Origin of the sequence: Streptomyces sp. MMG1121, assembly GCF_001280015.1 — a bacterium.
Lineage (GTDB): Bacteria > Actinomycetota > Actinomycetes > Streptomycetales > Streptomycetaceae > Streptomyces.
In genome coordinates this window covers 12284-36382 of record NZ_LGDV01000227.1, presented here as the reverse complement: position 1 = coordinate 36382, position 24099 = coordinate 12284, and the positions used below count along the sequence as shown (strand labels likewise).

General features: G+C 70.9%; 20 protein-coding genes. 9 read left to right on the top strand and 11 right to left on the bottom strand.

The window, feature by feature from the left end:
• Nucleotides 1–287: 287 nt before the first annotated feature.
• From whiA to ADK64_RS34965, 5 genes are all read right to left on the bottom strand, one after another.
• Entirely contained in the window at nucleotides 288–1277 is a 990-nt protein-coding gene (whiA, locus tag ADK64_RS34985; RefSeq protein ID WP_053665906.1) for a DNA-binding protein WhiA, read from the bottom strand.
• Entirely contained in the window at nucleotides 1268–2335 is a 1068-nt protein-coding gene (locus ADK64_RS34980; protein ID WP_053665904.1) for a gluconeogenesis factor YvcK family protein, read from the bottom strand. Before ADK64_RS34980 ends, whiA begins: the two co-directional genes overlap by 10 nt.
• Complete coding sequence (gene rapZ, locus ADK64_RS34975; RefSeq protein WP_053665902.1) at nucleotides 2332–3351, bottom strand: RNase adapter RapZ; 1020 nt, start codon at nucleotides 3349–3351, stop codon at nucleotides 2332–2334. The genes ADK64_RS34980 and rapZ overlap by 4 nt, the downstream gene beginning before the upstream one ends.
• Nucleotides 3348–5435, bottom strand: coding sequence for an excinuclease ABC subunit UvrC (gene uvrC / locus ADK64_RS34970; protein ID WP_053665900.1), 2088 nt, complete (start codon nucleotides 5433–5435; stop codon nucleotides 3348–3350). The genes rapZ and uvrC overlap by 4 nt, the downstream gene beginning before the upstream one ends.
• A gap of 115 nt (nucleotides 5436–5550) precedes the next feature.
• A complete protein-coding gene (locus tag ADK64_RS34965) occupies nucleotides 5551–5871 on the bottom strand; it encodes a hypothetical protein (protein ID WP_053665898.1) in 321 nt (106 codons plus the stop codon).
• Between the two features lie 284 nt (nucleotides 5872–6155).
• On the opposite strand from ADK64_RS34965, the gene ADK64_RS34960 reads away from it, so the two are divergent.
• Nucleotides 6156–7103, top strand: coding sequence for a hypothetical protein (locus tag ADK64_RS34960; RefSeq protein WP_053665896.1), 948 nt, complete (start codon nucleotides 6156–6158; stop codon nucleotides 7101–7103).
• A 55-nt stretch (nucleotides 7104–7158) separates the two neighbouring features.
• Here ADK64_RS34960 and ADK64_RS34955 read toward each other — a convergent pair whose 3' ends face one another.
• Nucleotides 7159–7584, bottom strand: a complete 426-nt coding sequence (locus ADK64_RS34955) for a Rieske (2Fe-2S) protein (protein WP_053665894.1) — start codon at nucleotides 7582–7584, stop codon at nucleotides 7159–7161.
• A gap of 307 nt (nucleotides 7585–7891) precedes the next feature.
• On the opposite strand from ADK64_RS34955, the gene ADK64_RS34950 reads away from it, so the two are divergent.
• Both ADK64_RS34950 and ADK64_RS34945 read left to right on the top strand, forming a co-directional pair.
• A complete protein-coding gene (locus tag ADK64_RS34950) occupies nucleotides 7892–9010 on the top strand; it encodes a LacI family DNA-binding transcriptional regulator (protein WP_053665892.1) in 1119 nt (372 codons plus the stop codon).
• Entirely contained in the window at nucleotides 9007–9918 is a 912-nt protein-coding gene (locus tag ADK64_RS34945; protein ID WP_053665890.1) for a carbohydrate kinase family protein, read from the top strand. The genes ADK64_RS34950 and ADK64_RS34945 overlap by 4 nt, the downstream gene beginning before the upstream one ends.
• 197 nt (nucleotides 9919–10115) lie before the next feature.
• Here ADK64_RS34945 and uvrA read toward each other — a convergent pair whose 3' ends face one another.
• Nucleotides 10116–13142 (bottom strand): excinuclease ABC subunit UvrA, encoded by a 3027-nt coding sequence (uvrA, locus tag ADK64_RS34940; RefSeq protein ID WP_053665888.1) that lies wholly within the window; start codon nucleotides 13140–13142, stop codon nucleotides 10116–10118.
• Nucleotides 13143–13366: 224 nt separating this feature from the next.
• Here uvrA and ADK64_RS34935 point away from each other — a divergent pair, with 224 nt between their 5' ends.
• The 5 genes from ADK64_RS34935 (at nucleotide 13367) to ADK64_RS34915 (ending at nucleotide 17686) form a co-directional block, all read left to right on the top strand.
• Nucleotides 13367–14053: a maleylpyruvate isomerase family mycothiol-dependent enzyme gene (locus ADK64_RS34935; RefSeq protein WP_053665886.1), complete on the top strand. Its 687-nt coding sequence runs from the start codon at nucleotides 13367–13369 to the stop codon at nucleotides 14051–14053.
• Nucleotides 14054–14099: 46 nt separating this feature from the next.
• Nucleotides 14100–14756, top strand: coding sequence for an MBL fold metallo-hydrolase (locus ADK64_RS34930; protein WP_053665885.1), 657 nt, complete (start codon nucleotides 14100–14102; stop codon nucleotides 14754–14756).
• A 379-nt stretch (nucleotides 14757–15135) separates the two neighbouring features.
• The gene (locus ADK64_RS34925) at nucleotides 15136–16020 is read left to right on the top strand and encodes an ABC transporter substrate-binding protein (RefSeq protein ID WP_053665883.1); all 885 of its coding nucleotides are present in this window, start codon (nucleotides 15136–15138) and stop codon (nucleotides 16018–16020) included.
• Nucleotides 16017–16937, top strand: a complete 921-nt coding sequence (locus ADK64_RS34920) for an amino acid ABC transporter permease (protein WP_053665880.1) — start codon at nucleotides 16017–16019, stop codon at nucleotides 16935–16937. The genes ADK64_RS34925 and ADK64_RS34920 overlap by 4 nt, the downstream gene beginning before the upstream one ends.
• Nucleotides 16934–17686: an amino acid ABC transporter ATP-binding protein gene (locus tag ADK64_RS34915; RefSeq protein WP_053665878.1), complete on the top strand. Its 753-nt coding sequence runs from the start codon at nucleotides 16934–16936 to the stop codon at nucleotides 17684–17686. Before ADK64_RS34920 ends, ADK64_RS34915 begins: the two co-directional genes overlap by 4 nt.
• A 47-nt stretch (nucleotides 17687–17733) precedes the next feature.
• On the opposite strand, the gene aroQ is transcribed toward ADK64_RS34915, so the two are convergent.
• The gene (gene aroQ, locus ADK64_RS34910; RefSeq protein WP_053665877.1) at nucleotides 17734–18207 is read right to left on the bottom strand and encodes a type II 3-dehydroquinate dehydratase; all 474 of its coding nucleotides are present in this window, start codon (nucleotides 18205–18207) and stop codon (nucleotides 17734–17736) included.
• A 210-nt stretch (nucleotides 18208–18417) separates the two neighbouring features.
• On the opposite strand from aroQ, the gene ADK64_RS34905 reads away from it, so the two are divergent.
• Entirely contained in the window at nucleotides 18418–19689 is a 1272-nt protein-coding gene (locus tag ADK64_RS34905; RefSeq protein ID WP_053665875.1) for an MFS transporter, read from the top strand.
• Here ADK64_RS34905 and ADK64_RS34900 read toward each other — a convergent pair.
• The 3 genes from ADK64_RS34900 to ADK64_RS34890 all read right to left on the bottom strand — a co-directional run bounded on the left by ADK64_RS34900 (nucleotide 19679) and on the right by ADK64_RS34890 (nucleotide 24073).
• Nucleotides 19679–20779 carry a calcium:proton antiporter gene (locus ADK64_RS34900; protein WP_053665873.1) on the bottom strand — a complete coding sequence of 367 codons (1101 nt, stop codon included), beginning with the start codon at nucleotides 20777–20779 and terminating at the stop codon, nucleotides 19679–19681. The genes ADK64_RS34905 and ADK64_RS34900 overlap by 11 nt on opposite strands.
• Before the next feature lie 136 nt (nucleotides 20780–20915).
• Entirely contained in the window at nucleotides 20916–21932 is a 1017-nt protein-coding gene (locus tag ADK64_RS34895; RefSeq protein ID WP_053665871.1) for a TerC/Alx family metal homeostasis membrane protein, read from the bottom strand.
• A gap of 224 nt (nucleotides 21933–22156) precedes the next feature.
• The gene (locus ADK64_RS34890) at nucleotides 22157–24073 is read right to left on the bottom strand and encodes a TerD family protein (RefSeq protein WP_053665869.1); all 1917 of its coding nucleotides are present in this window, start codon (nucleotides 24071–24073) and stop codon (nucleotides 22157–22159) included.
• Nucleotides 24074–24099 lie beyond the last annotated feature (26 nt).

Sequence of the window (24099 nt, the reverse complement as noted above, 5' to 3'; positions counted from 1 at the left end):
GGCGTGAAGCGCGGGGTGAGCACTGACGACCGCCCGGGACGCGTGCACGAGGCGGCCGCACGGGCGGTGGCGGGCGTGCGGTCCGGGGTGGGCGCGGGGGGGGCAGCGTGGAGCGGGCGCGTGCGGGCCGGCGTGCAGGCGGGAGCACGCGGGGCGGACGCGGGCCGGGACGCGCGAGGGCGGGCGTGTGGGGGGCGGGTGTGGGCGAGCGTGGGGGCGGCGAGTGTGGAGGAACTGGTGCCGAGGCTGCGACTGGGCCCCGGCACCGGCTCGTCGACGTGGTCCGGTCAGCCGGCCAGGTTCTCCGCCAGCTCCTCGCTGAGGTTGGCCTCCGTGCCCGGGATGCCCAGGTCGGCGGCGCGCTTGTCGGCCATCGCCAGCAGTCGGCGGATCCGGCCCGCGACGGCGTCCTTGGTGAGGGGCGGCTCGGCGAGCGCACCCAGCTCCTCCAGCGAGGCCTGCTTGTGTTCCATGCGCAGTCGGCCGGCGGCCGCGAGGTGCTCGGGCACCTCGTCTGCGAGGATCTCCAGGGCCCGCTGCACCCGGGCACCGGCGGCCACTGCGGCCCGGGCCGAACGGCGCAGGTTGGCGTCGTCGAAGTTGGCGAGCCGGTTGGCCGTGGCCCGCACCTCGCGGCGCATCCGGCGCTCCTCCCAGGCCAGCACCGACTCGTGCGCGCCGAGCCGGGTCAGCAGCGCGCCGATCGCGTCGCCGTCGCGCACGACCACCCGGTCCACGCCCCGCACCTCGCGGGCCTTCGCGGCGATCGACAGCCGGCGGGCGGCGCCGACCAGCGCGAGCGCGGCCTCGGGACCTGGGCAGGTCACCTCCAGGGAGGAGGAACGGCCGGGCTCGGTCAGCGAGCCGTGCGCCAGGAAGGCCCCGCGCCAGGCCGCCTCCGCGTCACAGGTGGCCCCTGAGACCACCTGCGGGGGCAGGCCCCGGATCGGGCGGCCGCGGCCGTCCACGAGACCCGTCTGGCGGGCCAGCTGGTCACCGCCCGCGACGACCCGCACGACGTACCGCGAGCCGCGACGTAGCCCGCCGGGCGCCATCACGATCAGCTCGGAGCTGTGCCCGAAGATCTCCAGGATGTCCCGCTTGAGGCGGCGGGCCGCCATCGCGGTGTCCAGTTCCGCCTCGATCACGATGCGCCCGCTCACCAGATGAAGGCCGCCGGCGAACCGCAGAATGGCCGAGACCTCCGCCTTCCTGCAGCAGGTCCGGGTGACGGGGAGCCGGGAGATCTCATCCTTCACCGCTGCCGTCATCGCCATGGGCCGATCCTTCCATGCATCCGAAAAATACGGTCGTACGCGGCGGCCAGCAGCTCCGGGTCGTGCCGGGGAGAACCGTCCGTCCGGGCGACCGGCGCCAGCTCGACCGCGGCTCCCAGCCGCTTGGCGGCCTCGGTGAGCGAGTCGCGGTCGGGCACGGCGGCCTCGTCGGCCAGCACCACGTCCAGGGCGAGTTTAGGGGCGTGTCGCCCCAAAACCTCCAAATGACGCTGCGGTGAGAAGCCCTCGGTTTCTCCCGGCTGCGGGGCGAGGTTCAAGGACAGCACCTTGCGCGCCTTGGTCTCGGTGAGGGCGTCCAGCAACTCGGGGACGAGTAGGTGCGGGATCACCGAGGAGAACCAGGAGCCGGGGCCGAGCACCACCCAGTCCGCGTCCCGCACCGCGGCCACCGCCTCGGGCACGGCCGGCGGGTCGTGGGGCACCAGGTGCACCGACTGCACCTCGCCCGGGGTGAGGGCGACGGTGGCCTGTCCGCGCACGGTGTCGACGTCGTCGGGGCGCTCGGAGTCATGGCCCTTGACCAGGGCCTGCAGCTCCAGTGGTACGGCCGACATGGGCAGTACGCGACCGTGCGCGCCGAGCAGCTTGCCGACCAGGTCCAGGGCCTGCACATGGTCGCCGAGCTGCTCCCACAGGGCGACGATCAGCAGATTGCCGACCGCGTGCTCATGCAGATCGCCCTTGGACTGGAAGCGGTGCTGGATGACCCGGGCCCAGGTCTGGCCCCAGTCGTCGTCACCGCAGAGCGCGGCCAGCGCCTTGCGCAGATCGCCGGGTGGCAGCACGCCCAGCTCGTCGCGCAGCCGCCCGCTGGAACCGCCGTCGTCGGCCACGGTGACGACGGCGGTGAGGTCGCCGGTGATCCGGCGCAGCGCGGCGAGCGAGGCGGACAGGCCCATGCCGCCGCCGAGCGCGACGACCTTGGGCTGTGTGCCCCGGCGGCGGGGCCGGCCGCCGCGGGGCTCGGCCGGGCGCCCCGCGCGCGAATCGGGCACCATCCGGCGCAGCCTGCTCAGCCGCGGTGTACGTTCCGTCATTCCCGTCCCATGTCCCGGTGTACGACCACCGTCTCCACACCCTCGGCCGCGAGGCGCGCGGCGAGCTTCTCCGACACCGCCACCGAGCGGTGCTTGCCGCCGGTACAGCCGATGGCGATGGTCACATACCGCTTGCCCTCGCGTCGGTAGCCGGCCGCGATGAGGCGCAGCAGCTCGGCGTACTGGTCGAGGAACTCCTTGGCGCCGGGCTGGTTGAAGACGTAGGCGGCGACCTCCTCGTTGAGGCCGGAGTACGGGCGCAGCTCCGGGACCCAGTGCGGATTGGGCAGGAACCGCATGTCCGCGACCAGATCGGCGTCGACCGGCAGGCCGTACTTGAAGCCGAAGGACATCACGGTGGCCCGCAGCTCCGGCTCCTCCTCGCCGGCGAACTGGGCGTCCATCTTGGCGCGCAGCTCGTGCACGTTGAGGCTGGAGGTGTCGATCACCAGGTCGGCGTCCCCGCGCAGCTCGCGCAGCAGCTCGCGCTCGGCGGCGATGCCATCCACGATGCGGCCGTCGCCCTGCAGCGGATGCGGGCGGCGCACCGACTCGAAGCGGCGCACCAGGGCCTCGTCGGAGGACTCCAGGAAGACGATCCGCCGGGTGACGCCCCGGGCGTCCAGGTCGGCGAGGGATTCGCGCAGGTTGTCGAAGAAGCGCCGGCCGCGCACGTCCACGACGACCGCGATCCGCGCCACATTGCCCTGCGAGCGGGCGCCCAGCTCCACCATGGTGGGGATGAGGGCGGGCGGGAGGTTGTCCACGACGAACCAGCCGAGGTCCTCCAGACACTTCGCGGCCGTCGACCGGCCCGCTCCGGACATGCCGGAAATGATCACCAGCTCGGGGATGGCCGCTTCGGGGGCTGCGGCCGCCGTGCCGTCCGTACTCACCTGTGCTCCGTTTTCCTGGATCGCGTGCTCATCGCCGGCCGCGGGCTGTGGCCGCTCCTGGCCCGCTTCCTCGTGTGCCCGATCTCGTTCGGCTGTGTGCTGTGCCTCGTGCTCGGTCATGTCTCCTGCCCCCGTCGTTCGTCCGGAAGGCCCGCGGTCACGGGCTCCCCCGAGGAACCGACCGTCGTATCGGGTTCCTCGTCTTCAATGATCTCTCCGGTCGCCGTGTTCACGGCGGGTGCGGCCGGAACCGCCCGGGCGAGGGCCGCGGCGATGGTCTCGGCCGTCTTCCGGCCTATCCCGGGCACCTCCTGGATCTGTTCGATTGTGGCGGACCGAAGCTTCTTCACCGAGCCGAAATGCTTGATGAGCGCCTGTTTGCGCGTCTCACCGAGGCCGGGCACGTCGTCCAGGGGGCTGGCGCGGAAGCGCTTGGCGCGCTTCGTGCGCTGGTAGGTGATCGCGAAGCGGTGGGCCTCGTCCCGCACGCGCTGGAGCAGATAGAGGCCCTCGCTGGTACGCGGCAGGACCACCGGGTCGTCCTCTCCGGGCACCCACACCTCCTCCAGCCGCTTGGCGAGGCCGCACACGGCGATGTCGTCGATACCGAGCTCGTCCAGCGCACGCTGGGCCGCCGCGACCTGCGGCTGGCCACCGTCGACGACGACGAGCTGCGGCGGGTAGGCGAACTTCCTGGGGCGGCCGTCGTCGTCCTTCAGCGAGTTCGTGATCTCGTCCGTACCAGCGAGAAGGGACTCGCCGCCGGCAGTGGCCTCGTCTCCGTCGGCCCACTCCCCCGTCTTCTCCTTCTCGGCCAGGTAGCGCCGGAAGCGGCGGCCGATCACCTCGTGCATGGAGCGGACGTCGTCCTGACCGGCGAAGCCCTTGATCTGGAAGCGGCGGTACTCGCTCTTGCGCTGCAGGCCATCCTCGAAGACGACCATGGAGGCGACGACGTCGTCCCCCTGGAGATGCGAGATGTCGTAGCACTCGATCCGGAGCGGGGCGCTGTCCAGGTCGAGGGCCTCGGCGATCTCCTCCAGGGCACGCGAGCGCGTGGTCAGGTCGGAGGCGCGCTTGGTCTTGTGCAGGGCGAGGCCCTGCTGGGCGTTGCGCTCCACGGTCTCCATGAGCGCCTTCTTGTCGCCGCGCTGCGGGATGCGCAGGGACACGTTCGCCCCGCGGCGGCCGGTCAACCACTCCTGGACCGGCTCGACCGGCTCGGGCAGCGCCGGGACCAGGACCTCCTTGGGGACCGCGTCCCCGGTCTCCTCGCCGTACAGCTGCTGCAGGGCGTGCTCGACCAGTGCCCCGGTGGTGACGTCCTCGACCTTGTCAGTCACCCAGCCACGCTGGCCGCGCACCCGGCCACCACGCACATGGAAGATCTGGACGGCCGCCTCCAGCTCGTCCTCGGCGACGGCGATGAGGTCGGCATCGGTCGCGTCCGCGAGCACGACGGCGCTCTTCTCCATGGCCTTCTTCAGGGCCCCGATGTCGTCGCGCAGCCGGGCGGCCCGCTCGTACTCCATCTCCTCGGCCGCCACCATCATCTGCTTCTCCAGCCGACGGAGGTAGGTGCCGGTGCGGCCTGCCATGAAGTCGCAGAACTCCTCGGCCAGCTCCTGATGATCCTCAGGGCTGATCCGGCCGACGCAGGGGGCCGAGCACTTGCCGATGTAGCCGAGCAGGCAGGGCCGGCCGGTGCGGGCGGCGTTCTTGAACACGCCGGCCGAGCAGGTGCGCACCGGGAAGACGCGCAGCAGCAGGTCGACGGTGTCCCGGATGGCCCACGCGTGCCCGTACGGCCCGAAGTACCGCACGCCCTTCTTCTTGTGACCGCGCATCACCTGCACACGCGGGAACTCCTCGTTCATCGTCACCGCGAGGTACGGGTAGCTCTTGTCGTCGCGGTACTTGACGTTGAACCGAGGGTCGTACTCCTTGATCCAGGAGTACTCCAGCTGGAGCGCCTCGACCTCCGTGGACACCACGGTCCACTCCACGGACGCGGCGGTGGTCACCATCGTCCGGGTGCGCGGGTGCAGGTTCGCCAGGTCCTGGAAGTAGTTCGCCAGGCGCTGGCGCAGGCTCTTCGCCTTTCCGACGTAGATCACCCGGCGGTGCTCGTCACGGAACCTGTACACCCCCGGAGAGTCCGGGATCTCACCCGGCCTGGGGCGGTAGCTGGAGGGGTCGGCCATGTCTCACACCCTACTTGCGCGCACCGACACCGAGGCCGGGCCTGTGGACAACGCCCACGCGCGCCGCTCATCCGCCCCACGTCATCCGGCGCCGGCCGGCGGCAGCCGGTACCCATCAGCTGCCGACGCTCCGGAACGCCTCGTCGAGCGGCACGGTCCCCTCGTCGGGATACATGTCGCACTGCCCGTTCGCGAGCCGGAATCCCCCGGCCTCGGCTCCGGCTCCGGCGACCGCGTACCCACCGGGATCAGCGTCCCCGTCCAGGAGCATCACCAGTGCGCGCTCGGTGTTGGCCGGCACGCTCAGCAGGCGCCCGGCGGAGCTGGTGAACCAGGACTCCGGACGCAACGCGGTGATCCGCCGCCGCAGCCCCGCGACCGCCTCTTCTAGCGGCACGACGGCGTCATCACCGGCGAACGCCCAGGCCACCGTCACGCGCCGAACCCCCCATGCGGCGACGGACGCCGGCGCGGTTCCCGTGAGCGACGGTTCCGGCAGCGCGCCACAGACCGGTCGAGTGCGGCCATGGCGGGTTCGAGGTGTTGTCGGGCTCTGGTCAACACGCTTCAATGCGGGGGAACTCGGGGCCGGGCACGCCCGCACAACGGGACGCGGCGTGCGCAGCTACAGGCGTCCACAGCGCCCACGGGGGTGGCCCCGCACACCAGCGCAGACGGCCCGACCAGCCGTAGCGACACCTCATAGAAAGGCGCCTCGGCATGCGGCATGCCACCGAGCACGCGGACGTCCCCCTCGCGGAACTGGACACGGCCCTGCAGGGCGGCCCCTTCCATGTGGCGCTGCGCGCCGCGATCGCCGCACGCGGGCTGCCGCTCCAGCGTGTCCAGCACCATCTGTCCCGCCACGGGGTCAAGGTCGGTGTGACCAGCCTGAGTTACTGGCAGCAGGGCGCCCGTCGCCCACAGCGCCCGGAGTCGCTGCGGGCCGTACGAGCACTGGAGGAGATACTCCAGTTGCCGGACGAATCGCTGATCCGGCTGCTCGCCGACGCCCACGAGCACACGGTGGCCGGTCATGCGGGAGCCCGCTCCTACCGCTCCCTGACCGAGGCCTCGGACGTCCTGGACCGGCTCCGGGCCGACCTGGGCTGGTTGCCCGACGGCGGACTGCACACCCTCGGCCACCATGAATACGTCCGGATCGGTGCCCGGCGCGAACTGGCGGGCCGCGAGGCCCACCACATCGTGCGGGCCCACCGTGACGGTGTCGACCGCTTCCTCGCCGTGCACCACGGCGACCCCGGATGCCGCCCGCAGGACGTCAGGGTGCGAGCCCTGGAGAACTGCCGTACGGGGCGCGTCCGCTGGGACCGGGACACGGGCGTGCTGGTGGCCGAGCTGCTCTTCGGCACCCGGCTGCGCTCCGGTGACACTTTTCTCTTCCGGTACGGCGTCGAGGACGGCACGGCCGGTACCTCCCGCGAACACCTCCACCGCTTCTGCTCCCCCGGCGGGCAGTACGCGCTCCAGGTGCGCTTCGACGCGGCAGCACTTCCGGCGCGCTGCCACCGCTTCACCCAGCCCTCGTCGGCGGCCCCCCGCAGCGGCCGGCAGGAACTGCCACTCACCGGACCGCACCCCTGCGTCCACGTGGTCGAGCCACGGATCCGCCCGGGGATCGTCGGCATCGCCTGGGATTGGGAATGAAGTCCCTTTCGGCACGCACCCGTTGACGACCCCGGGGGGGCGCTCCAGCTTCCGGTCAGGTGCCCGGGCCCGCGATGATCCTGCCGTTGGCCGTCTTCACCGGCAGCTCGGCGAGAGGCTCCGTAGCCGGCTGCTGGACCACTTTGCCCGTCGTGGCGTCGAACTGGCTGCCGTGGCAGGGGCAGATCAGGGTCGTCCCCTGCAGCTTGTTGATGGGGCACCCCGCGTGCGTGCAGATCGTGCTGTACGCCTTCAGCGCGCCGCTGTTGTCGCGGCTGACGACCACGTTGTGATCCCGGTAGAGCTTGGCGCCGCCCTTCGCGACCTCGCTCTCCGCGCCGAGGTCGACCGGAGCGGTCGGAGTGGCCGCGGCCGTGGCGCCACCCGGTGCCGAGCACGCGGCCAGGCCCAGCCCGGCGACCGGGGCCACGGCGGCCCCTCGAAGGACGGTACGACGGCTCGCGGACGGTCGGGCGGGCATCTGGAACTCCACTGGTCAAGGGCTGTGCAGAGCGACCATACCCGGCCAGAAGGGCCACTTCTGAGGCGGGGGCGGTGGCGGGAGAGGGGGCGCAGAGCGCGACAGGAGAGGAGGCGGCAACGGCCGCGAAAGAGAGGCGGAGAGCGTGGCCGCGGGGGCCTTCGCGGCCGACGGGAGCGGCCGGAACAGCGGACGTAAACGCTTGCGCAAGCGTTTACGCGGGAGCGGTCGATGGGATACGTTCCCGGCCGGAGCCCCCGCACGGGCCGGGAACGCCCAGCCTCGTCGGCTCGGGGAGGGGAACGTAATGGCCACCATGGCGGACGTCGCTCGCAGCGCGGGCGTCTCCGTGGCGACCGTCTCTCACGTCCTCAACGGCACGCGCCCGGTGCTGCCCCATACCCGCCAGGCCGTGCTGGACGCCGTCGACGCCCTCGGCTACACCCCCAACACCCTGGCCCGCTCCCTGGTGACCTCCCGCACCCGCTCCATCGGGCTCGCGGTGTCGGCGATCAGCAACCCCTACTTCACGGAGATCCTCCAGGGCGTCGAGGCCGCCGCCCTGGAAGCGGGGTACAGCCTGCTCATCGCCGATCCGCACGACGACCCCGGGCACGAACGCAAGGTCGCGCAGCTCCTCCATGAGCGCCGGGTGGACGGCATGATCGTCGCCCCCTCCGCGCATCCGCACGATCTCGTCGGCTACCTCCGCCGCCACGCCGTCCCCACCGTGTTCCTGGACCGGGTGATCGACGCGCGCGTGCTGGACGGCGGCGAAGAGGGCGGCACCCCTGGCGAGGGCGCGCCATGGTGCGACCAGGTCTGCACCGAGAGCTCCGGACCGACCGCCGGCCTCGTCGCCCATCTCGCCGGACTGGGCCACCGCCGGATCGGTTTGGTCGCCGGCCTGCCCGGGCTCAGCACCACCGAGGAACGCGTCACCGGATATCTGGACGGCCTCGCCGCTGCCGGTGTGGCCCCCGATGAACGGCTCCTCGTATCCGGCAACTCCGAGTCCGCCGGTGCCGAGCAGGCGACAGCAACCCTGCTCTCGCTGCCCGATCCGCCCACGGCCCTCGTTACCGCCAACAACGCGATGACCATCGGCGCCCTGCGGGCCCTGCGCCGACATGGCCGGTCCGTCCCGGACGACATCGCCCTGTGCTGCTTCGACGACTTCGCCTGGGCCGACCTGTTCTCGCCCGGGCTCACCGCCATCGCCCAGCCCAGCAAGGAGCTGGGCGCCCAGGCCGTCCGGGTTCTCCTGGACCGTCTGCGCGAGCCGCGACGGCCGTCCCGAACGGTGCGTCTGCCGTGCGCGTTCGTGCATCGCACCTCCTGTGGCTGCCCGGAGGAGCCGGGCGGGGCCACCAGGCCCGAGCACACCGAACCATCCACACTGTCCGAGAAGGGAACCGTCTCGTGATCGTCGTCGCCGGTGAGGCACTGATCGACCTGGTACCGCAGGGCCCCGGTGCCCTCGCGGACCTGAAGCCGGCGCTCGGCGGTGGCCCGTACAACACCGCCGTGGCGCTGGGACGGCTCGGCTCCCGCACCGCCTTCTGCTCCCGGACCTCGGACGACGCCTTCGGCGAGGCCCTGCTCGACGGGCTGCGGCGGGCCGGCGTCGATGTGTCGGGCGTACAGCGCGGGCCCGAGCCGACGACCCTCGCGGTGGCCACGCTCGACGCCGGCGGCTCCGCCGCTTACTCCTTCTATGTCGACGGCACCGCGGACCGTCTGTTCAGCGCGCCCGACGCCCTGCCCGCCGACACGCGCGCGGTGTCCTTCGGCACCTGCTCGCTCGTCCTGGAACCGGGGGCGAGCGCGTACGAGAAGCTGATGCGCGCGGCGGCCGGGCAGGGTCTGTTCACCGCGCTCGACCCCAACATCCGGGCGGGACTGATCCGGGACGCGGACGCCTACCGGGCGCGTTTCAAGAGCTGGCTGCCCTCGGTGACGCTGCTGAAGCTCTCGGCGGAGGACGCGGAGTGGCTGGGCGGCACCCCGCGCGAGTGGCTGGCCTCGGGGCCGGCGGCCGTGGTGGTGACCCGGGGCGGGGAGGGGCTGACCGTGCTCACCCGGGACGGCGGGGAGTACTCCGTGCCGGGTGAACAGGTCGCCGTGGTGGACACCATCGGCGCCGGGGACACGGTGAACGCGGCCTTGCTGCACGGGCTTTCCGCCCAGGACGCGCTGTCCGCGGAAGCGCTCGCCGCCCTCGGGACGGAGGGCTGGACGCGGCTGCTGCGCTTCGCTGCACGCGCGGCGGCGATCACCTGCTCGCGGGCGGGGGCCGAGCCGCCGTACGCGAACGAACTCGGTGAGTGGTGAGTGGTGAGCTGTCTGTCTTCCCTGTGCTGTTGACAAGATGCGGCCGGATCCGCGGTGTGGGAACCCGTCGCATCGCGGAGCCGGGCTGGCTGATGGATGAACGAACGGTGCCCCGCGGGGAGTTCCCGCGGGGCACCGTTTTTTGATGTTGTGTCAGACGGTCTTGCCGTTGACCCGGTCCGCCGGTGTCGGCCGGGTCAGCCCTTGCGGGCCCGCGTCGTCTTCTTCGCCGGAGTGGCCTTCTTCGTGGCCGCGGCGGCCTTCTTGGTCGCCGTGCTGTTGGCCCTGGCCGTCACCGTCTTCTTCGCCGCCGACTTGGCCGCGGCCGTCTTCCTGGTCGTGGTGGCGCGCGGCGCCTTGACCGGCTCCGCGTCGCTGATGCGGTCGGCGCCGAGGATCTCGCGCAGGAACTTGCCGGTGTGGCTGGCCGGAACCCCGGCGACTTCCTCGGGCGTGCCCTCGGCGACCACGAGGCCACCGCCGGCGCCGCCCTCGGGGCCCATGTCCACGATCCAGTCGGCGGTCTTGATCACGTCGAGGTTGTGCTCGATGACGATGACCGTGTTGCCCTTGTCGACCAGGCCGCCGAGGACTGTCAGCAGCTTGCTGATGTCTTCGAAGTGCAGGCCGGTGGTCGGCTCGTCCAGGACGTAGACCGTACGTCCGGTGGACCGCTTCTGGAGCTCACTGGCGAGCTTCACCCGCTGCGCCTCACCGCCGGAGAGGGTGGTGGCGGACTGGCCGAGGCGGACGTAGCCGAGGCCGACGTCCTTCAGTGTCCGCAGGTGCCGGGAGATGGCCGGGACCGCCTCGAAGAAGTCCGTGGCCTCCTCGATCGGCATGTTCAGCACGTCGGCGATGGACTTGCCCTTGTAGTGGACCTCCAGGGTCTCCCGGTTGTACCGGGCGCCGTGGCAGACCTCGCACGGGACGTAGACGTCCGGGAGGAAGTTCATCTCGATCTTGATCGTGCCGTCGCCCGCGCAGTTCTCGCAGCGGCCGCCCTTGACGTTGAAGGAGAAGCGCCCGGGCAGGTAGCCACGGACCTTCGCCTCGGTGGTCTCGGCGAACAGCTTGCGGATGTGGTCGAAGACACCGGTGTAGGTCGCCGGGTTGGACCGCGGGGTGCGGCCGATCGGCGACTGGTCGACGTGGACGACCTTGTCGACCAGGTCGTCTCCGTCCACGCGCGTGTGCCGTCCGGGGACGCTGCGCGCGCCGTTCAGCTCGCGGGCCAGGTGCGTGTACAGGATGTCGTTGACCAGCGTCGACTTGCCGGAGCCGGACACGCCCGTGACGGCCGTGAAGACACCCAGCGGGAAGGACACGTCGATGTCCTGCAGGTTGTTCTCACGGGCACCGTGCACGGTGAGCTGCCGGGACAGGTCCCGGGGACGGCGGATGTCGGGCAGCGGGATCGCCTTGCGGCCCGAGAGATACGCGCCGGTCTGCGACTCGGTGTTCGCGAGCAGCTCCTTGAGGGAGCCGCTGTGCACGACCTTGCCGCCGTGCTCACCGGCGCCGGGGCCGATGTCCACGACCCAGTCGGCGACCTTGATGGTGTCCTCGTCGTGCTCCACGACGATGAGCGTGTTGCCCATGTCGCGCAGCCGGACCAGGGTCTCGATCAGCCGGTGGTTGTCCCGCTGGTGCAGGCCGATGGACGGCTCGTCAAGGACGTAGAGAACGCCGACGAGGCCGGAGCCGATCTGGGTGGCCAGGCGGATGCGCTGTGCCTCGCCTCCGGAGAGGGTGCCGGCCGCGCGGTTGAGCGAGAGGTAGTCCAGGCCGACGTCGACCAGGAAGCGCAGCCGTTCGTTGACCTCCTTCAGCACTCGCTCGGCGATCTTCTTGTCGCGGGCGTTCAGCTTCAGCTCGCCCAGGAATTCCGCGCAGTCGCTGATCGACATCGCGGAGACCTCGGCGATGGACTTGTCCATGATCGTGACCGCGAGAACGATCGGCTTCAGGCGTGTGCCCTCGCAGGTGGGGCACGGCACCTCGCGCATGTAGCCCTCGAAGCGCTCGCGGCTGGCGTCGCTCTCGGCCTCGCTGTGCCGGCGCTTGACGAAGGGCACCGCGCCCTCGAAAGGCGTGGTGTACACGCGCTCACGGCCGTAGCGGTTGCGGTACCGCACCTCGATCTGCGTCTTGTGGCCGTAGAGCAGCGCTTTCTTCGCGCGCTGGGGCAGGCCCGCGAAGGGGATGTCCGTGCGGAAGCCGAGCGCGTCGGCAAGAGCGCCGATCAGGCGGCCGAAGTAGTCCTTGGTGTGTCCGTGGGACCAGGGGTGGATGGCACCCTCGTCCAGGGATTTGTCCGGGTCCGGGACGAGCAGTTCCGGGTCGACCTCCATGCGCGTGCCGATGCCGGTGCACTCGGGGCAGGCGCCGAAGGGCGAGTTGAAGGAGAAGGAGCGGGGCTCCAGCTCTTCGAAGGACAGGTCGTCGTACGGGCAGTACAGGTGCTCCGAGTACATGCGCTCGCGCTCGGGGTCGCCCTCGGGGAGGTCGACGAAGTCGAGCACGACCATGCCGCCGGACAGGCCGAGAGCGGTTTCCACGGAGTCGGTGAGGCGGCGCTTGGCGGAGTCCTTGACCGTGAGGCGGTCGACGACCACCTCGATGGTGTGCTTCTCCTGCTTCTTCAGCGTCGGCGGCTCGGAGAGCTGGATCGTCTCGCCGTCCACACGCGCGCGGGAGTAGCCCTTGGTCTGGAGGTCGGCGAACAGGTCGACGAACTCGCCCTTGCGCTCGCGCACCAGCGGCGACAGCACCTGGAAGCGGCTCCCCTCCGGCAGTTCCAGGACCTTGTCCACGATGGCCTGCGGCGACTGGCGCGAGATCGGGCGGCCGCACTCGGGGCAGTGCGGCTTGCCGATGCGCGCGAAGAGCAGACGCAGGTAGTCGTAGACCTCGGTGATGGTGCCGACCGTCGAGCGCGGGTTGCGCGAGGTCGACTTCTGGTCGATGGAGACCGCCGGGGACAGGCCCTCGATGAAGTCCACGTCCGGCTTGTCCATCTGGCCGAGGAACTGCCGGGCGTACGAGGAGAGCGATTCCACGTAGCGGCGCTGGCCCTCGGCGAAGATCGTGTCGAAGGCCAGGGAGGACTTGCCCGACCCGGACAGGCCCGTGAAGACGATGAGCGAGTCACGAGGCAGGTCGAGCGAGACATTCTTGAGGTTGTGCTCGCGCGCGCCACGGACGATGAGACGGTCGGCCACGCCGGTCCGCACCTTTCTTGAGAGAAGTGACAGGGGCGGGGCCCCCGTGCTTCTTCAGACTAGGGGGAGCCACTGACAACGCCGGTCGGATTGCCCGGTTGCATAACAACCCCCGGCCATCCAGCATGCCCGACGCCACCCTCGACGATATAGCACGTGCTTTCGATTTGCGGGCAGGGTTCACCACCTTCACCCGAAGGTGTGACGGGGCTAGGGTCAGCCTCATGATTGATCACGCTCATGACCTGGCATGTGTACGTGACGCGACCGAACGGCTCCTCGACGCGGTCGCCAAACTGGACAACGCGTCGCTCGCCGAGCCGTCACGGCTCCCGGGCTGGACCCGCGGCCACGTTCTCGCCCACCTCGCCCGCAACGCGGACGCGCTCGTGAACGTTCTCGAGGGCCGCCCCATGTACACGAGCGCCGAGGCACGCGACGCCGACATCGAGCGCGGCGCCCCGCACCCGCTCGACGTCCAGCTCGCCGACCTGCGCGAGAGCGGGGCCCGCTTCCAGGCCCTGGGGGATGCGCCGGCGGACTGGTCGCGCACCGTCGAGCTGCGCAACGGGATCACCGACTCCGCGTCCCGGGTGCCGTTCCGCCGGTGGGCCGAGGTGGAGCTGCACCACGTGGACCTCGGGATCGGGTACGAGCTGGAGGATCTTCCGGCGGAGTTCACGGAGCGGGAGATCGACTTCCTGGCGCAGCGCTTCGCCGGGCACGAGGAGGTGCCCTCGACCAGCCTGTCCGCCGGCAATGGCCGGATCTGGACCACGGGCGGCGGCGCGGAGGGCGCACCGGTCGCGGCCGAGGGTACGGCCGCAGACCTGCTGGGCTGGCTCGCCGGGCGCCGCGACGGCTCCGGTCTGACCACGGACGGCCCCCTGCCGAAGCTGCCTCCGTTGTAGGCCGACGGCGGCCCGCGGGACCCTCCCCCGCTATAGGCTGATCGCCATGACGTACACCGGAGAGGTCAAGGTCGGCGGGCCGGCGGACGTGCACGAGCTGAAAGACCTGATGATCACAAAGATCGCGGTCGGCCCGATGGACAACAACGCCTATCTGCTGCGCTGCCGTGCCACCGACGAGCAGCTTCTGATCGATGCCGCCAACGAGGCGGGGACGCTCCTGGGCATGATCGGTGACGACGGCATCGCGTCCGTCGTCACCACGCACCGGCACGGCGATCACTGGCAGGCGCTCGCCGAGGTCGTCGCGGCCACGGGCGCGCGTACGTACGCCGGCCGGGAGGACACGTCCGGCATCCCGGTGCCCACCGACGTTCCTGTGGACGACGGCGACGTCATCAGGGTGGGGAACGTGGAGCTCACCGCGCGGCATCTGGTAGGACACACTCCGGGTTCGATCGCGCTGGTCTACGACGACCCGCACGGCCACCCGCACGTCTTCACCGGCGACTGCCTCTTCCCGGGCGGCGTCGGCAACACGGGCAACGACGCGCAGGCCTTCGCCCGTCTGATCCAGGACGTGGAGACGAAGATCTTCGACGTGCTGCCCGACGAGACCTGGGTGTATCCCGGGCACGGCAACGACACCACACTGGGCGCGGAGCGTCCCCAACTGCCGGAGTGGCACGCGCGTGGGTGGTGAGGGGCCGAGCGCTCCGTAGGTCGGATTCCGCGCGCCACGCGCACGCCTCGGCTGTGCGCCCGGCGCGTTTTTCATTGCGCGCCCCGTGTGAACGCTTCACACGCGCCGGACTCCCGTGCGCGCTCCCCATCGCCGGTGTCACGCGGTCAACTGATGGCAGTCCCGCACAGGATGACGGCTCCGGTGCGGAGGGGCCGCCGGTCTTCCCACCCGCCCTCGACCGGCGGCCCAGGCCGGCGGCGGGCTTGTGACCGAGTCCGCCAACGGGCTGGTGGCGGGTCGCTGGAGATGTTCACGCGACTGCAACACCCGTTCCCACCATGCGGACAGTTACCGTCGTGACCTGGACAAACGGTGGCGCCACTGCCAATCTCCCGCCATGTACCCTGCCCCCCGCACCCTGCGCCGCGCGGCAGCCGCCGCCACCGTAGCCCTGCTCGCCACTGCCGTCGGCTGTGCTCCACAGCCCGATGACAAGGCCTCGGCCACTTCGTCCGGCCCGGCCGCGAAGAGCTGCGCCCCGGGCAAGCTGGCCACCGAGACGTCCGGGAAGCTCACGATCGCGACGGACGAGCCCGCGTACGAGCCCTGGTTCAAGGACGACAAGCCCGCCAACGGCAAGGGCTTCGAATCGGCGGTCGCCTACGCCGTGGCGAAGCAACTGGGATACGGCCAGAACGCGGTCGTATGGCAGAGCGTGCCCTTCAACAAGGCGTTCGCGCCCGGCGTGAAGACCTTCGACTTCGACATCAACCAGGTGTCGATCAGCAACGAGCGCAAGAAGGCCGTGGACTTCTCCTCCGGCTACTACGACGTGCGCCAGGCCGTGATCGCCCTGAAGGGCAGCAAGGCGGCCGCGGCGACGAGCATCGCGGACCTGAAGAAGCTCAAGCTCGGCGCCCAGGTGGGCACCACGAGCCTCGACTACATCACCGACATGGTGAAGCCGACGCAGGAGCCCGCCGTGTACGCCAAGAACGACCAGGCCAAGTCCGCGCTGAGGAACGGTCAGGTAGACGCCATTGTCACGGACCTGCCGACCGCGTTCTACATCACCGCGGCCGAGGTGACGAACGCGAAGATCGTCGGCCAGTTCGAGAACCAGGGAGGCACGCCCGAGCAGTTCGGGCTGGTGCTGGACAAGGGCAGCGCGCTGACCCCGTGCGTGAGCGGCGCCGTCGACGCCCTGCGCAAGGACGGCACGCTGGCCCGGCTGGAGAAGCAGTGGCTCTCGGACGCCGTCGACGCCCCGGTGCTCAAGTGACGCTCACCAAGGGCGAGTCGGGCGCAGAGGGAACCGACGACAAGGAAGACATGAGCGGCGGCGCCGACGACGGCTACGTACCCTCCGAACGACGCCTGGAGCGCGAGCGCTACAAACGCGCGCGTGCCCGCCGCGCCGCCGCCGTCGGGGCGCTCTCGACACTCGTCACGGCCGTCGTGCTGTATACGGTCGTCGTCAACGCGCCGGGCTGGCCGCGCACCAAGGAGACGTTCTTCAGCGCACAGTACGCGCGCGAGGCGTTCCCGAAGGTCCTCGACGGGCTGTGGCTGAACGTCCGTCTGCTGGCGATCTGCGGCGTCGCCGTCCTGGTCCTCGGCATGCTGATCGCCATCGCGCGCACCCTGCGCGGCCCGGTGTTCTTCCCTCTGCGCGTGCTCGCGGCGGCGTACACCGACTTCTTCCGCGGCCTTCCGCTGATCATCAACCTGATGATCGTGGTCCTGGGCGTTCCGGCGCTGCGCCTGCAGGGCGTGACGGTCGATCCGGTGCTGCTCGGCGGTACCGCGCTGACGCTCACGTACTCGGCGTACGTGGCCGAGGTGTTCCGGGCGGGCATCGAGTCCATTCACCCCTCGCAGCGCGCCGCGGCCCGCTCGCTGGGCCTGACCAACCGGCAGGCTCTGCGCTACGTCGTCCTGCCGCAGGCGGTGCGCCGTCAGGTGCCTCCGCTGCTCAACGACTTGGTGTCGCTGCAGAAGGACACCGGTCTGGTGTCGATCGGCGGCGCGGTGGACGCCGTCCGGGCGGCCGACATCATCGTGGGCCGCAGCCTGAACTACACGCCGTACATCGTCGCCGGGCTGGTGTTCGTGGCGTTGACCATTCCGATGACCCGCTTCACGGACTGGGTGACGGCCCGGATGGACCGCCAGCGGGCCCAGGGAGGATCCCTATGAGCGACGCGCCCGTCCTGCGCATGGAGTCCGTCCGCAAGACCTTCGCCGGCTCCGTCGTCCTGCGCGATGTCGACCTGGAGGTCGCCCCGCACACCGTGACCGCGCTGATCGGCGCCTCCGGTTCGGGCAAGTCGACGCTGCTGCGCTGCGCCAACCTGCTGGAGGACATCGACGACGGCGCGATCTGGCTGGACGGTGAGGAGATCACCGATCCCCGTGTCGACCAGGACGCGGTACGGCGCCGGATCGGCGTCGTCTTCCAGGCGTACAACCTGTTTCCGCACATGACCGTCCTGGAGAACGTCACGCTGGCGCCGCGGCGCGTGCACGGCGCCTCCCGCGAAGAGGCCGAGGAAGGCGCCAGGGAGCTGCTGGAGCGCCTTGGACTGGGTGACAGGGCGAACGCCTACCCGGACCGGCTCAGTGGCGGTCAGCAGCAGCGTGTGGCGATCGTACGGGCCCTCGCCGTGCGGCCCCGGCTGTTGCTGCTGGACGAGATCACGGCGGCGCTCGACCCCGAACTCGTCGGCGAGGTGCTGGAGGTGGTGCGCGGCCTCAAGGACGACGGCATGACCATGGTGCTGGCGACGCACGAGATGGGCTTCGCGCGGGACGTCGCCGACCAGGTTTGTTTTCTGGACGGAGGCGTCGTGCTGGAGCGCGGCACCGCCGAGGAAGTTTTCGGCGATCCGCGGCAGGAGCGCACGCGGCGTTTCCTGCGCCGGATCGTGGAGGCCGGCCGCCTGTGAGGCCGTAGCGCACTACCTCCGCGGGCGGCCGCCCGCGCGCGTGTCGGCTACGCGTCGGTCTGCGCGGCCCCCAGCAGGGCCGCGACCCGCTCGACGCCGAACACGTAGCCCTGCACGCCGCAGCCCGCGATCACGCCGTCGGCGCGCAGCGACACGTAGGAGTGGTGCCGGAACGACTCGCGCTGGTGGATGTTGGAGATGTGCACCTCCAGCACGGGCATGCCGTCGCAGGTGTTGAGTGCGTCCAGAATCGCGACCGACGTGTGCGAGTAAGCTCCGGGGTTGATGACGATTCCGCAGTGGCCCAGGCGCGCCTCGTGGATCCAGTCGACCAGTTCGCCTTCGTGGTTGGACTGCCGGAAGTCCACTGTGCCGCCGTGCGCGGCCGCCGCCTTGGCACACAGTGCCTCCACGTCGGCCAGCGTGTCCTTGCCGTAGATCTCGGGCTGACGCTGGCCGAGCAGGTTGAGGTTGGGCCCGTTGAGAATCATGATCGGGGCGTTGGCCAGGGTGCGGGGCACGGTTCCTCCGGTCCGTTCGGGGCGGTGCGTCGACGACCGCTGCTCGCACCCGGTCTATCACGGTGGCGGGAGCGGACGACGAGCCGTGTGCGCCGTCGCCTCGGCGCACACTCCGGCCCCTTGATCACTTCTACGCGCCCCCCGTAACTGTCAATCACCGTGGGTAGTTGACGCCGTATGAATCCTGTACGCACCGTAAACAAGCCGTCGATGCTACGGCTCGCCGCCGCCTCCTTGGTGGGGACCGCGATCGAGTTCTATGACTTCTTCGTCTACGGGACGGCGGCGGCCCTGGTCCTGGGGCCGCTGTTCTTCCCGACGTTCTCGCCGCTCGCCGGGACACTAGCGGCGTTCGGGACGTTCGGGGCGGGGTTCCTGGCCCGGCCGCTGGGCTCGGTGCTATTCGGGCACCTCGGCGACCGGCGCGGACGGCGGCCGGTGCTGGTTCTCTCCCTGCTGGTCACGGGCGCCTCGACGGTCGCGGTGGGCTGTGTGCCGTCGTACGGGTCGATCGGCGTCGCCGCGCCGGTGCTGCTGCTCGTCCTGCGCTTCCTGCAGGGTCTGGGGCTCGGCGGCGAGTGGGGCGGGGCGGTCCTGCTGACCGCCGAGCACGCGCCACCCGGACGGCGCGCCCTGTGGTCGAGCTTTCCGCAGGTGGGGCCCGCGGTCGGGTTCGTGCTCGCCAACGGGGTGATGCTCGCGCTGTCGGCGACCCTGTCCGACGCGGAGTTCGCGCACTGGGGGTGGCGGGTGCCGTTCTGGGCAGCCGGTGCGCTGGCGCTGGGCGGGCTGTGGATCCGCTCGTCGATCGCGGAGAGCCCGCGATTCCTGGAGATCGACGACCACGCGCGCGTGCCGTTCCTCGAGGTCGTACGGCATCACGGGCGGCTGGTCCTGCTGACGGCCGGTGCGCTGGCCGCCGGGTACGCGGTCTTCTACGCGGTGACGACCTGGTCCCTGGCGTACGCGACGGAGCGGCTCGGCGTGAGCCGGACGGTGATGCTGACCTGTGTCATGGCCGCGGTGGTGGTGCAGACGTCCCTCACACCGATCATGGCCCTGCTCGCCGATCGCTACGGGCGCCGGCCGATGTGCCTGACGGGGTGCGCGGCCTGCGGTCTGTGGATGCTGCCGATGGTCGCGCTGCTGGCCACCGGCCAGCCGCTCCTGATGTTCCTCGGCATCCTGGGCGCCCTGGTCTCCTTCATCACCATGTTCGCGGTGATCGCCGCCTACCTGCCGGAGCTGTACGACGCCCGGGTGCGCTGCACGGGCGCCGCGGTGGGCTACAACCTCGGCGGAGTCCTGGGCGGCGCCCTCACCCCGATCGTGGCCACGGCACTCGCGGAGCACAGCGGGCGGGTCCCGTGGAGCGTGGGCGTCTACCTGACCGGTGTCGCGCTGCTCAGCCTGGTGTGCTTCGCCCTGCTGCCCGAGACCCGCCCGGTGCCCATGCCGGCGGTGGAGCCGGCTACGGGTTGATCGCCAGCTCCAGGTAGGCCGCGAACAGCACCAGGTGGACACCGCCCTGCAGGGGTGTGGCCCGGCCGGGCACCACCGTCAGGGAGCTGACCACCACGGTCAGCGCGAGCAGCAGCATGTGGGTCGAACCGAGGCCGAGGACGAGCGGGCCGGACAGCCACACGGAGGCGAGCGCGACGGCGGGGATGGTCAGGCCGATGCTCGCCATGGCCGAGCCGAGCGCGAGGTTGAGGCTGGTCTGGACCCGGTCGCGGCGGGCGGAGCGCAGTGCGGCGATCGTCTCGGGAAGCAGCACCAGCAGGGCGATGATCACACCGACGACCGCGTGCGGCAGACCCGCCGCCTCCACGCCCGACTCGATGGTGGGCGACACGCCCTTGGCCAGCCCGACCACACCGATCAGGGCCAGCCCGAGCAGGCTCACGCTGAACCAGGCGGCGCGCGCGGACGGGGGCTCGGCGTGGTCGTCGGCGGTGATGACCACGCCCTGCCGGGTGATCGGCAGGAAGTAGTCGCGGTGGCGCACGGTCTGCGTGGCCACGAACAGGCCGTACAGGACCAGTGAGGACAGTGCGGCGAATGTCAGCTGCACAGCGGAGAACTCGGGTCCGGGCTTGCTCGTGGTGAAGGTCGGCAGCACCAGGCTGAGCGTGGCCAGTGTCGCCACGGTCGCCAGAGCGGCGCCGGTGCCCTCGGGGTTGAAGACCGCGGTGCCGTGCCGCAGGGAGGCGACGAGCAGGCAGATCCCGACGATGCCGTTGCAGGTGATCATGACGGCGGCGAAGACGGTGTCCCGCGCCAGGGTGGAACTCTTGTCGCCACCGTCGGCCATCAGGGTGACGATCAGGGCCACCTCGATGATCGTGACGGCGACGGCCAGTACCAGGGAGCCGAAGGGCTCGCCGACACGATGGGCGATGACCTCGGCGTGGTGCACCGCCGCGAGGACGGCACCGGCGAGCACGAGGGTGACCAGGGCGACGACCGCGCCCGGCAGGTCACGGCCCCAGGTGAAGACCAGGAGGACGACCGCGAGCGCCGGCACGAAGGTCGTCCATTGCCGGGTGAGCGACCGAAGCCTAGTGATCATGCGGCGATGGTCGCAGAGACGAACAGGATTCGCATTCCGCTCTTTTCGGATACCTCTCATCCTTTCCGCCGCACGGCCCGCCACCGGCGGGAGCGGGCACCTGCTCCGCGCAGCCCCGCTCCCGCCCAGGTCACGTCTACCGCCGGCCGGGTCGTGCGTCGACGCCGTCCTTTGCCGCGCCTTCGACTTCGGCGCCCGCCGCCTCGGCGGCCGCCTGCTTCTTGCTGGCCATCAGGCTGGTGATGGTGGTGACGATCAGCACGGCGCAGATCACGCCGAGCGAGACCGGGATGCTGATCTCGGGTACGTGGACACCGGACTCGTGCAGGGCGTGCAGCACCAGCTTGACGCCGATGAAGCCGAGGATGATCGACAGGCCGTACGAGAGGTGGACCAGCTTCCTCAGCAGGCCACCGATGAGGAAGTACAGCTGACGCAGACCCATCAGGGCGAACGCGTTGGCAGTGAAGACGATGTACGGGTCCTGGGTCAGACCGAAGATCGCGGGGATGGAGTCCAGGGCGAACAGGACGTCGGTGGTGCCGATGGCGAGCATCACGACCAGCATCGGGGTCATGACCCGCTTGCCGTTCTCCTGGATCCACAGCTTGGTGCCGTGGTAGCGGTCGGCCACGCCGAACCTGCGTTCAGCGGCCTTCAGCAGCTTGTTCTCCTCGAATTCCTCGTCCTCCTCGTCCGCGCGGGCCTCCTGGATGAGCTTCCAGGCGGTCCAGATCAGGAACGCGCCGAAGAGGTAGAACACCCAGGAGAAGCTGGCGAGGATGGCGGCCCCCGCGGCGATGAAGATCGCCCGCAGCACCAGGGCTATGAGCACGCCAACGAGCAGGACGCGCTGCTGGTACTGGGTGGGAACCGCGAACTTCGCCATGATCAGGACGAAGACGAAGAGGTTGTCGACGCTCAGCGACTTCTCGGTGATGAATCCGGCGAAGAACTCACCGGCCGGCCGGCCGCCCCCGAAAAGGAGGAGGCCGAGACCGAAGAGCCCGGCCAGGGCGATCCAGACGACGGTCCAGATACCGGCTTCCTTGATCGACACCTCGTGCGGCTTGCGGCCGATGAAGAAGTCGACCGCGATCAGGGCGGCCAAGCCCACGATGGTCAGGACCCACAGGGTCAGCGAAACGTCCACGGCACCTCCGGCATTACGTAACGGCAAACACTTTCAGCGTTGTCGCTGCCGGAGGTCTCTTCCACCCGCGCGGGGCCGACGCCCCGGGACCGGAACCGGTCCGTACTGACGGGTGCGCCGCAGTCAGGGAGTACTCCCCTCCGTACGGAAGACCCTACCTCAATCACCAAGGAAAGGTAAAGTAGATAGTAAAGAGATGACTAAATCCCCTGACTGGAGGCTCTTTACCTGTGCTTGGCCCTGGCTTTGGTCACCTCGGTGAGCACGTGCTGCACGATGTGGCTGCCGACTGGCGCCAGCGAGGGCTCGTAGGTCCAGGCGTGTCCGACCCAGGGGTCGGCGAGGTGATCGTCGGGAACGGGAGTCAGTCGCATCAGCGAACGCCACAGCGGATCGAGCAAGGGGCCGTAGGCGGCGGCGTCCTCGCGGTCCGCCACCAGTAGCAGGTGCACGCCGACGGCGGGCCCCTCGTCGGCGAGATAGCGCAGCCGGGTCACCGCACGGTCGTCGAACCCGTGCGGGAAGTCGTTGACGATCAACAGTTGCTGCGCGGTGTCGACATCGGCCGGCAGTGACTCGGGCGTGCCGCCGCGCAGCGCCATCTGCACCAGGTCGACCCGCCGGGTGAGCCTCTCCAGCACCTCCGTCACGCCCACCGCCCCGGTCGCGGGCGGCGCGGTGAGCGCCCCGGTGCGCGTCAGCACGCCGAGCGCCGTGGCCCCGGCACCGGCCGGGTCGATGACCTGCAGGGCGAAGTCCCCCGGCGGATGCACGGCGAGCAGCCGCGCGGCGAGGGCGGTCGCCGCCTCCATGGCCAGGTGCCGCATCTCGAGGGAGTCCGGGAAGCCGTCGCCCGCCGGGCCGCTGTCGAGCCACAGGCCCCGTTCCAGCGGCAGCCTGACCAGCATGGGGATGCGCAGCGGCACGCTCTCCGGCAGATGGAGATCGCCGAGCCGCAGGGCCATCGGAGGGTCGGCGGGTACCCGGTACCCGTGCCAGACGGGGTTATCCCAGCGAGCGTACGCGGGGGGCAGCGCGGGCTCGACCACGTCGGACTCCGCGGAGAGCTGGGCGAGGTCACGGTCGAGGGCCGCGCGGGCCTGGTCGACCAGCTGCGTCCGGCGGGCGTGGGCCGTCTCGCGCGCGGTGTCGCCCGCGGTACCGATCCGTGCGCGGGGGTCGGCGAGTACCTGGTCGAGTTCCTTCTCCAGGCGGGAGTCGGCGAAATCGACGGCGCCGCGGTACGCGGCCGTGGCGCGGGCCAGGTCCTCGAACATGCCCCAGACCTGGTTGTACAGCCGCTCCTCCATCGACCAGCCCACGGCGTCCCCGGCGACCGGTTGCGCGGGTGCCGGCCCGTCGTCCGTGACCGGAGAGGCCGGGGGCGACGGCGGCTGCGGGGTGGTGTGCGGGCGGCGGCGGGGGTGCGTGTAGTCCACCGGGGCACTGGGGTCTCGCGGAGCGGCGGCGGGCGCCTCGGGGACGTACGGGTTCTGTGCTCCGGACGAGGGTACGGGCTCCGGGTGTTCCGGGGCGTACGGGCGTGTCGGCGCCGTCGTGTCACGAGCGGAGGTGGGTGCCGGTACGGCCGGGGCGGGGGTCGCCGTGTTCTGGATGGCGGCCGCGACGTCGGCGGCTTCGCGCAGGCCCTGGTCGGCGAGGAGTGCGGGGAGACCGGCCGCGTAGCCCTGGCCCGTCGCGCGGACCTTCCAGACGCCCTGTCTGCGGTACAGCTCCAGCGCGACCACGGCTGTCTCGGTGTCCAGGCCGGTCAGGGTGTAGCAGGCGAGTTCGGTGCCGTCGGCGCCTTCGACCGCGGTGTGCGGGGCGGCGACGGCACCGAATCGAAGCGGGCCCGTGGACCCGGTGGGCAGCGCAAGGAACACAGCGACGCGGTGCACGGCCTCGGGCAGGGCGCCCAGGTCGACGGCCAGCCGGTGTTCGGCGGTGGCCTGCCCGGACACCTCGATGCCGGGCAGAGCGGGGACGCCGGGACGGGCCACCCACTCGGTCCCGTGCACCGTGCCGTTCTCGTCGCCGAGCGTGGCCCCGGCCAGGACCGGCACCCCGGCCGAGATCCGGATCGTCAGCCGGACCTGGGACAGCGGGTGGTTCTGTCCCCGCACCAGCTCGGCCGTCATCGCCGTGCCCCCCTGTGTCGTTGTGT